10 protein-coding genes are annotated in these 8,661 nt (G+C 34.3%); 8 read left to right on the forward strand and 2 right to left on the reverse strand.

Going from position 1 to position 8,661, the window contains the following annotated elements:
- The first annotated feature begins 33 nt into the window (after positions 1-33).
- Both ACEN2H_RS08910 and ACEN2H_RS08915 read left to right on the forward strand, forming a co-directional pair.
- Positions 34-942 (forward strand): prohibitin family protein, encoded by a 909-nt coding sequence (locus tag ACEN2H_RS08910; RefSeq protein ID WP_441731980.1) that lies wholly within the window; start codon positions 34-36, stop codon positions 940-942.
- Positions 943-1,028: 86 nt separating this feature from the next.
- Positions 1,029-1,256 (forward strand): hypothetical protein, encoded by a 228-nt coding sequence (locus tag ACEN2H_RS08915; RefSeq protein ID WP_441731981.1) that lies wholly within the window; start codon positions 1,029-1,031, stop codon positions 1,254-1,256.
- 16 nt (positions 1,257-1,272) lie between these two features.
- Here the strand turns inward: ACEN2H_RS08915 and meaB are convergent, their stop codons facing one another.
- The gene (gene meaB, locus ACEN2H_RS08920; protein ID WP_441731982.1) at positions 1,273-2,367 is read right to left on the reverse strand and encodes a methylmalonyl Co-A mutase-associated GTPase MeaB; all 1,095 of its coding nucleotides are present in this window, start codon (positions 2,365-2,367) and stop codon (positions 1,273-1,275) included.
- A 186-nt stretch (positions 2,368-2,553) separates the two neighbouring features.
- On the opposite strand from meaB, the gene ACEN2H_RS08925 reads away from it, so the two are divergent.
- The 6 genes from ACEN2H_RS08925 (at position 2,554) to ACEN2H_RS08950 (ending at position 8,111) form a co-directional block, all read left to right on the forward strand.
- The gene (locus ACEN2H_RS08925; RefSeq protein ID WP_441731983.1) at positions 2,554-3,465 is read left to right on the forward strand and encodes an AEC family transporter; all 912 of its coding nucleotides are present in this window, start codon (positions 2,554-2,556) and stop codon (positions 3,463-3,465) included.
- A 31-nt stretch (positions 3,466-3,496) separates the two neighbouring features.
- The gene (locus ACEN2H_RS08930) at positions 3,497-4,726 is read left to right on the forward strand and encodes an MFS transporter (protein ID WP_441731984.1); all 1,230 of its coding nucleotides are present in this window, start codon (positions 3,497-3,499) and stop codon (positions 4,724-4,726) included.
- Positions 4,727-4,806: 80 nt separating this feature from the next.
- Positions 4,807-5,445, forward strand: a complete 639-nt coding sequence (locus ACEN2H_RS08935; RefSeq protein ID WP_441731985.1) for a peroxiredoxin — start codon at positions 4,807-4,809, stop codon at positions 5,443-5,445.
- A gap of 435 nt (positions 5,446-5,880) precedes the next feature.
- The gene (locus tag ACEN2H_RS08940; protein WP_441731987.1) at positions 5,881-6,696 is read left to right on the forward strand and encodes an SDR family oxidoreductase; all 816 of its coding nucleotides are present in this window, start codon (positions 5,881-5,883) and stop codon (positions 6,694-6,696) included.
- A gap of 12 nt (positions 6,697-6,708) precedes the next feature.
- On the forward strand, positions 6,709-7,206 hold the full coding sequence (locus ACEN2H_RS08945) for a hypothetical protein (RefSeq protein WP_441731988.1): 498 nt from the start codon (positions 6,709-6,711) through the stop codon (positions 7,204-7,206).
- Positions 7,203-8,111 carry a helix-turn-helix domain-containing protein gene (locus ACEN2H_RS08950; protein WP_441731990.1) on the forward strand — a complete coding sequence of 303 codons (909 nt, stop codon included), beginning with the start codon at positions 7,203-7,205 and terminating at the stop codon, positions 8,109-8,111. Before ACEN2H_RS08945 ends, ACEN2H_RS08950 begins: the two co-directional genes overlap by 4 nt.
- Before the next feature lie 244 nt (positions 8,112-8,355).
- Here ACEN2H_RS08950 and ACEN2H_RS08955 read toward each other — a convergent pair whose 3' ends face one another.
- Positions 8,356-8,613, reverse strand: a complete 258-nt coding sequence (locus ACEN2H_RS08955) for an EamA family transporter (RefSeq protein WP_441731991.1) — start codon at positions 8,611-8,613, stop codon at positions 8,356-8,358.
- Between the last annotated feature and the right edge of the window lie 48 nt (positions 8,614-8,661).

Genomic DNA, 8,661 nt, shown 5'->3' on the forward strand with positions numbered 1-8,661 from the left:
ACTTGACAGCTAAAACATTCTAAAATAAAAAAGATGATATTACTTATTATTATTGGCGTAATCTTATTGATTATGAGCTTTACTTTGAAACAAGACCAAAATCCATTCTCCAAATTCTCCAGCTTAGCGAGAATTATCGGAATTCTATTGATTGCATTGGGTATTTTTTCTTCCGCGTTTAAGCAAATAGATGCTGGAACAGCTGGTGTAAAATCCTTATACGGAAATGTTGAGCCTGGAGTATTAGATCCTGGATTGCATATTATCAACCCTCTTCTGGAAGTAACTGACTTTGACATTCAAACACAAAATTATACTATGTCTTCGGCACCAACTGAAGGAAATCAGCAAGGAGATGATGCTATCAGAGTACTATCTAATGACGGACTTGAAGTGGTAATTGACCTGACTGTTTTATATCGTGTATCTGCTGCGGATGCTCCAACAATTTTTAAAGAAATTGGTGTGAATTATATTGATAAAATTGTTCGTCCTGTTACAAGAACACGTATTCGTGACAACGCTGTTTTTTATGATGCTGTCGCTTTGTACTCAACCAAAAGGAATGAGTTCCAAGATGGTATCTTTAAAAGCATTGAAGCCGATTTTAAAACTAGAGGCCTAGTGCTTGAATCCTTGCTGATTAGAAACATTAATCTTCCAACTTCGGTTAAAAAGACAATTGAAAGTAAAATTAATGCCGAACAAGATGCTCAAAAGATGGTTTTTGTTCTACAAAAAGAGAAACAAGAAGCAGAACGTAAAAGAGTGGAAGCACAAGGTATTGCAGACTACCAAAAAATTATTTCTACTGGTTTGACAAACAAACAATTGCAGTACGAAACGATTAAAGCGCAAAAAGAATTAGCGGCGTCACCAAATACCAAAATCATTTTTATGAACGGTAAAGACAACGGGTCAATAATTCTTTCGGATAAATAGATTTTTTCAAACTTTATTCGGTTATTTGTTCCGCCGTTGGGTCGATATTCCAGTGATGCAAAAAGAACATTAAATATAAATTACAAATGGAATTACCAAAGTTTTTACTGGGTGACAATACCGACTTTCCTGAAGATATTTTCGTCATACACTTGGATTATCCAAGATTCATAATTAATCTTAAAGATGACGAGGTGGAGTTTATCGAAGAAGCCGAAGATCTTGATGAAACAGAATTAAATGCCGAAATGGAAGGACTTATAGTACTGGCAAATGAATTTTACGATAGAGAGGTAAAACTTTACGAGGAATAAATAAAGGATTAGGAAATTAGTTTTCCTTTCCGAAATATTTTTCTAATAATAATTGAGCGGCTGCAAATGGTGATATTTCATCATTTTGCACCGCTTTTTTAGTGGAATCAAGTAATTCTTGAATTTTGGGGTGATTATAAAAATGTAGTTTTATTTGTTCATTGATGGATTCCATCAACCAATACTCATTTTGCTCTGAGCGTTTTTTATAGAAATAGTCGTTGCCTTTAGTAAGTTCCAAAAACTTTTCGATCGTTTGCCAAACGTCAGGGATCCCTTCTTCATTAATAGCGCTGCAGGTAGAGGTTGTAGGTATCCAGCCTGATTTCTTAGCTGGGAAAAGATGTAATGCTCTGTTGAATTCGCTTTTTGCCAACTTTGCTTTTCTGATATTATCTCCATCCGCTTTGTTAATGACGATAATATCTGCCATTTCCATAATCCCGCGCTTAATACCTTGAAGCTCATCTCCTGCTCCCGTAATTTTTAATAATAGAAAGAAGTCTACCATACTGTGAACGGCAGTTTCACTTTGACCTACGCCAACGGTTTCGATTATAATAGTATCAAAACCGCAGGCTTCACAGAGGCTAATTGATTCTCTAGTTTTTCGGGCAACCCCACCTAAGGTTTCTCCTGAAGCCGATGGACGGATAAAGGCATTTTTATCCTTCACTAATTCTTCCATTCGGGTTTTATCACCTAGGATGCTTCCATGAGAAATCGTGCTACTTGGATCAACTGCCAGAACGGCCACTTTTTTCCCTTGTCCCGTTAAGTGTTTCCCAAACGCTTCTATAAAAGTGCTTTTGCCCACGCCAGGAACTCCAGTGATTCCTATTCTGACGGATTTATTTGCGTGAGGCAAACAGGCTTTTATCACTTCATTGGCCCTTTCTAAATGATCAGAATTAGTACTTTCAATTAAAGTAATGGCGCGACTTAATGCCGTAATACTGCCAGATAAAATTCCGGTCACTAATTCTGCAGCTGAAGGTTGTATTTTTCTAAATTTCTGAATATTTTTTACTGCCAAAGGACTGAATATTTCTGGCCGTTCAATTCCAGCTTTTTCTTCTAGAGCAGAATGTTTATTTTTATCTTTTTCCAAAGTTTAAATCATTTTAGTAAAATTAGCACTTAAAGATGAATTATTACTATTAAATTGTCTTTTGTAGAAATAAATTAGAAGGAATAAAAGTGGGAGAGGAAGCTTGGAGATTAAGCGGTTTTTATTCTAGAGTTTTATCTTTATGATGTATGATACTACAAAATTAGTAGATATATTTGTCTCGCTATGATCAACTTCATCCTGATTTTCTTTTATTTGTTTCTGGGACTTGTACTGCAACGTGTAAAATGGTTTCCCAGCAGTAGTTACAAGCTGCTAAACAAGATTGTAATTTATATTTGTCTTCCCGCTTTGGCACTCTATTATATTCCAAAAATTCATTGGGATAATCGGTTGTTATTCCCGATCGGAGTAGCATGGATAGCATTTGGGTTTTCATTTGTGTTTTTTCGTTTTCTTGGAAAGAAATATAAATGGTCTAAAAAGCTTACTGGTTGCTTAATTTTAACTGCGGGACTCGGAAACACCTCTTTTTTAGGGTTTCCAATAATTCAGGCTTTATATGGAGCCGAGGGAATGAAAACGGCTATATTAGTTGATCAGCCAGGTACTTTTGTTGTTCTTTCTACACTTGGTATTCTTGTGGCGACCTTGTATTCGAGAGGAGAACAGAAGGGGGGGCAAATTTTAAAAAAAATCCTGATTTTTCCGCCATTTATAACTTTCGTTCTAGCTTGTTTACTTAATGTATTTGGTTTCGATTTTCACGAATGGATCCAGTTTGTTTTACAAAAAGTAGGAAGTGGTGTTACTCAGTTAGCATTAGTTTCTGTAGGTTTGCAATTGCGGTTTGAGAGCAGAAGCCAGCACTGGAAATTTTTGGGTTTGGGGCTTTTCTTTAAGTTAATGATGACTCCTGCCTTGATCTATTTGTTGTATGTTATTATCTTAAAACAAAATTCTGAAATGATTGATGTCGCCATTATGGAATCGGCGATGGCTCCTATGATAACAGCAAGCATATTGGCAACGACGCATGGTTTAAAACCGCGGCTGAGCAGTATGATGATTGGTTTTGGGATACCGCTTTCTTTTATCACCTTGGCTTTTTGGTATCTTGTTTTACATTTTCTTTAATTTCTTTGATTTCTCTCTTTAAACTTAGATTATGCATACTCTTTCCGATACAGAAGAAAAAATATCAAATCCAGTACTAGCTCAAAAAACGGTTTATTCTATTCTATTTTCCATAGCCTTTGCGCATCTGCTAAATGATTTAATGCAGTCCGTAATTCCAGCGAGTTATCCCATATTAAAAGACAACTTTAATCTTAATTTTACTCAAATTGGGTTGATTACTTTTGTTTACCAACTTACAGCTTCTTTGTTACAACCTTTTATAGGCTTTTATACCGATAATAAACCAAAACCATATTCATTAGTAATCGGAATGCTTTTTACGATATCGGGCTTGGCTTTATTGGCGTTTGCAAATCATTTCTGGATGATTTTGGCAGCAGTATCATTGGTGGGAATTGGGTCCTCTATATTTCACCCAGAGGCCTCTAGGGTAGCATTTTTAGGTTCTGGCGGAAAAAGAGGATTGGCGCAATCTATTTTCCAATTGGGTGGGAATACAGGAAGTGCAATTGGTCCACTTCTAGTAGCAGTTATCGTAGCTCCGTTCGGGCAGTTCTATATCATTTGGTTTATTCTTGCTGGTTTCATCGGAATCTGGGTGTTAGCTAAGATTGCTGTTTGGTATCAAGATCATTTATCGCTACGTGCTTCCAAGAAAATAGTGACTGAAGAAGAGTTTGTTCCATTATCCAAAAGAAAAATCAAAATTTCAATTGGGATTTTATTATTGCTGATATTTTCTAAGTTTTTCTACATGACAAGTATGTCAAGTTATTTTACTTTTTATTTGATGCATAAGTTTGGACTTTCTATTCAGGACTCGCAGTTTCATTTATTTTTGTTTCTGGCTTCAGTGGCGGCCGGAACTCTAATTGGCGGGCCTTTAGGAGATCGTTTTGGAAGAAAATATATTATTTGGGTTTCCATATTAGGAGCAGCTCCTTTTACTTTGCTTTTGCCGTATGCTGATTTGTTTTGGACTGGTGTTTTGTCAGTCATTATTGGGGTTGTTATCGCTTCAGCTTTTTCCGCAATTTTAGTTTTTGCCCAAGAATTAATGCCGGGGAAAGTGGGCATGATTTCGGGATTATTCTTTGGATTTGCCTTTGGAATGGGGGGATTGGGTTCTGCTTTTCTAGGTTATTTGGCGGATAAAACCAGTATTGAATATGTTTATCAAATAAGTTCTTATCTACCGCTTATTGGTATATTTACCTACTTCTTGCCAAACATTAAAAAGAAAGTAATTTCTACTTAAAATTGGGTTTTATTTATGTATGGTCGTAGTTCGATTCATGATTTTTTGATTATTTTTATATGAATTTAAAAACAAAGATCATGGCAACATTGCGATTAGGAGACATAGCTCCAGATTTTGAAGCAGAAACAACATTAGGTAACATACATTTTCATGAATGGTTAGGAGATTCTTGGGGAGTTTTATTTTCGCATCCTGGCGATTTCACACCAGTTTGTACTACAGAGTTAGGAACAGTTGCAAATTATTATCCTGAATTTGTTAAACGCAACACAAAGGTGATTGCATTAAGCGTTGATGGAGTAGAATCTCACTTGGAATGGATAAAAGATATTGAAGAAGTACAAAACGTTACTCTACAATACCCTATTATAGCAGATGAAAGTAAAAAAGTAGCTGATTTGTATGATATGATTCATCCCAACGCTAATGAAACTTTAACTGTTCGTTCCGTTTTTATAATAGGACCTGATAAAAAAGTAAAATTGATACTTACTTATCCAGCATCTACCGGAAGGAATTTTGATGAATTATTGCGTGTAATTGATAGTTTGCAATTAACTGCAAATTATAGTGTAGCCACTCCAGCAAACTGGAAAGACGGGCAAGATGTTGTGATTTCCCCAAGTATAAAAGACGAGGATATTCCAGCAAAATTTCCAAAAGGATTTCAGAAAATAAAATATTATTTGAGGATGACGCCGCAACCTAATAAATAGTAATAAACAAGAGTTAAAAAAGGGAATTCAACAGTAGTTGAGTTCCTTTTTTTTTTGGATTTTGTTTTTAGGAGCAGCAGGATTTGTTTTCAAAACAACTTTTTGTCCTGCTGTTCATTACAATCCTCGCTCTTTATCTTCGCAAGGGCTCGGGATTTTCATTTCCATCAGGGCTATTTATTACGTTTTTGTTTCTAAAAAACCGTCACCCGTTTTGTAAAGAATTAAATCTATATTTGATAGAATGCAATACGATATAAAATAGCGATAATCTATTCATCTTTGGGTGTATAGGCGCTATTTTATATATGGTCTACTAGATAACCGCCTGTTTGGGCAAACAATCCGTAAAAAGAATACAAACAACCTGAATTTGTATTATTTGATAATTAAAGTATAGCGACACCTTTGCATCATAATTTTAAATTTAAAAAAATGAACAAGACAATTTTAATTACGGGCGCAAGCAGTGGCATAGGAAAAGAAACCGCAAAGTTATTTCAATCTAAAGGTTGGAATGTAATTGCTACAATGAGAAATCCTGAAAACGAAACAGAACTAAATCAACTAGAAAATGTTTTAGTTGCTAAACTTGATGTTTTAGATTTAGATTCGATTCAAAATGCGTTTAGAGAAGGTGTTCAAAAATTTGGAAGTATTGACGTATTGCTTAATAATGCAGGTTATGGAGCATACGGACCTTTGGAAGCGTTTAGTAGAGACCAAGTTTTACGCCAATTCAATACCAATGTTATTGGACTTTTAGATGTAACTAAAACCGTTTTGCCTCATTTTAGACAAAACAAAAAGGGTATTGTTATTAATATTTCCTCCATTGGAGGCAAAATGACTTTTCCTTTAGGTTCCTTATATCACGGGACAAAATTTGCCGTCGAAGGTATTTCTGAATCGCTTAACTATGAAGTAGAACAATTTGGAGGACAAGTAAAAATTGTTGAGCCAGGTATGATAGCAACTGATTTTGGAGGTCGATCTTTTGATTTTAGTAATGATGAAAATATGGCTGAATATCAAAAAATTGTAGGTTCGTTGATGACAGCATTGCCCACAATGGCAGAAAATGCTTCGCCTGCAAGTGTAGTGGCAGAAGTAATATTTGAAGCGGCAACAGATGGGAAAAATCAATTGCGATATACAGCGGGTGAAGATGCTAAAATGCTTTTGGCAAACCGTCAACAATTCGATGACGCCGTATTTATAGGTGGTGTAAAATCACAATTTGGACTTTAAAATAGTATAAATATGAATCCAATTGTAAAATATTTCAATGCCGAAAAAGCCGAAAGCCTACTATTTATAGGTTTCGGTGTTTTTGCCATCCTATTGTCAGTCTATTTTTTCTTTTTTATAAAGGAAATTTTTTGGAAAGGTTTAGCTATTCCATTAGTGTTTTTTTCAATAATTCAAATAGTTATTGGGGCAACAATCTATACGAGAAGCCCAAAAGACAATTTACGAGTAGAAACCATTCTAAAATATGAACCAGGTAAAATTCAATCAGAAGAAATTCCAAGGATAGAAAAAGTGATGAAAAACTTTGTCTACTATCGCTATTTTGAAATTACGATGATATTTTTAGGCATCATTTTAATGTATGCTTTATCAAATTATGGCTTTTGGAAAGGCTTTGGTTTGGGGCTTTTTATCCAATGTGCAGTTTTGCTTTCATTGGACTTCTTTGCTGAACGAAGAGGATATATTTATATTCAGTATTTAAAAGATTTAGTTGAGAAAATATGAAAGAAATTATACACCTTCATAGTGTTGCTGATTTATATAAATTATTCAATTTAGGAAATGGTCAACACCCATTAGTAGCTGTTTTGGATTTTAGTAAAGTAACTGAGAAAGTTGAACAATATTCAAAAATATCAACTGACTTTTATTCCATTATGTTTAAAAACTATTGCAAAAATAATATCAAATATGGCAGAAAAGCAATCGATTTTCAAGACGGTAATTTAATATGTATTGCGCCCAACCAAACTATTGAAATTGATAATGAAATTGAGCACAAAGAGAATATAATGGGTTGGGGTCTGTTTTTTCACCCTGACTTGATTAGAGCAACTTCATTAAATGACAAATTAAAAAGCTATGGCTTTTTTAATTACGAGGTTTCAGAAGCACTTCATCTTTCAGACAAAGAAAAAAATATTTTATTTGAATGTGTCCAAAAAATTCAAACGGAACTTCAAGAAAATATTGATGTGCATAGCCAATATATAATTGTCTCTACCATTGAGTTATTGTTGAATTATTGTTCAAGGTTTTATAGCAGACAAATGATTACAAGAAGCCAAACAAACAAGTCAATAATTGCTCAAATAGAAACAATTTTAAACAACTATTTTGCCGAAACTAATGTAAAAGAACAAGGACTGCCAAGTGTTAAGTTTTTAGCTGAAAAAGTTATTTTATCCCCTAGTTATTTGAGTGACCTATTAAAAAAAGAAACGGGTAAAAACGCTCAAGAACACATTCATTTTTACCTTATAGAACAAGCAAAATCGTATTTAATAAATACAGAAAAAAATGTCAATGAAATAGCTTATAGTTTGGGATTCGAATATCCACAATATTTTAATAAACTATTCAAACAAAAAACCGGTAAAACACCATTGGAATATAGAAACCTAAATTGATAAAAAAACCTACCGCTAACAAATTTGCACAGTAGACTAAAAAAGTTCTAAAAAGCCCCTCAACCACGGATGTTGAGGAGCTTTTTTGGTTTTGTTGGTGTTGACTGAGCGGCTCGTTTTTCGATTTTCAACAGACTTTCCTTCTCGACTTCTCGTATGCGACGAAAACCTACTTAAGTAAGAAGAAAAACTGTAGCGTTTAAAACGCGGCTACCAGAAAAATAGTTTTTTTGAAAGTTAAAACTCAGCCTTTTTTATTGGTCAACAATAAACCCGTAATAATTATACCCATGCTGATGATTTGGGTCAAAATAATGGCTTGGTTTAAAAAAAAGTAGGCTAGTATTCCACTAAAAACGGGGATTAAATAATAGATCAATGCCGTTTTATTGGTTCCTATTAGACAAATTGCTTCATTCCATAAATAGTATGAAATTAACGATGCACATATGCCAACATAGGTTGTTGCATAAATGTATTGACCCCTTAAATAATCGGACACAATTATAAATCAAAAACTATAATTTTGTACGATGGAAAAACGAAAATT

It is taken from the genome of Flavobacterium sp. W22_SRS_FP1 (genome assembly GCF_052113685.1).
Lineage (GTDB): Bacteria > Bacteroidota > Bacteroidia > Flavobacteriales > Flavobacteriaceae > Flavobacterium.